Below are 960 nucleotides of genomic sequence, written 5' to 3'. Positions count from 1 at the left end.
TTTGAGGTTTACCAAGAAGAGCAAGAAAAACAGATACGCGCAGGACAAAGTATTCACGAATGGTCCTGCAACAATATTGAAGAAGCCAACCGATATGCAGCTTTGAGGTTCAGTTGCCTTGCAGTAGTACCAATGGCGATTTTGATGATTATATTTTCTTTCATCGCCAATGAAACTATATGGACTGTGATAGCGACAATTGTGTTTCTTGTTGTTGCTTATGCCTCTTATCTAACCATGGGCTTAGACTATAAATATCGCTACGTATTATCTGAACAGGGTCTGGTTCAAAAGAAGAATAGAAATGAACCCGAGTGGGTCAATAAAGCCATGGTGACTATTGCTTGGGTGTGCTCGATAGGGTGTGTCTTTGCCGTCGCCATCGCTGGCCCTATGGCACTAGCAGGTTCCGGAATTTTAATACTTTTGGCATTCGGAATGACGAAACGTAAACCCCAGAATGACGTTTCTGTAAGAGTTGCTGAACGAGAGGACTGGGTCTACGCAAAATACAATGTTGCCCGCAAAGTCATTGCTCTAGGCCACCGAAACGACGAATGTTTTTATCTAGACGTCGCTCAAACTGAGGTGTTTCGAAACCGAACATATAGCATTACTTACTTATTTTTTGCAACTGAGCAAGAAATCTTATCCATGGTTGAGCAGTTGGAAAAAAACTATGACTTTCCATGCCAAGAAGTACAAGATAAGAAACATCTATTCGACATCAAATACCTTCAAGCTGACTTTAAAGGGCTAGCTATGATTGGCGACTCGTATTCTTCCCTAGAAGCTTTTGAACTTAGGGAAAGTAAAACTGCTCTCCCAGAGCCTGACTATTTCGGCTCGGTGTAAACCTTGGCTTATTTACCTTTTTACCTCACACCAGAAGAGTTTGAGGTTTACCGAAAAGAGCAAGAAAAACAGATACGCGCAGGACAAAGTATTCACGAATGGTCA

At 41.9% G+C, this 960-nt stretch carries 1 protein-coding gene; it reads left to right on the top strand.

All coding sequences use genetic code 11. The annotated features are described in order from the left end of the window. On the top strand, positions 1 to 855 hold an 855-nt coding region (locus UA76_RS22155; protein WP_047050055.1), incomplete at its 5' end, for a hypothetical protein. Positions 856 to 960: the final 105 nt, after the last annotated feature.

Source organism: Vibrio mexicanus, from assembly GCF_001012815.1.
In the GTDB taxonomy this organism is placed as follows: Bacteria; Pseudomonadota; Gammaproteobacteria; order Enterobacterales; family Vibrionaceae; genus Vibrio; species Vibrio mexicanus.
Note: the sequence above shows the minus strand (reverse complement) of the source record. Positions and strands in the feature narration are given on the sequence as shown.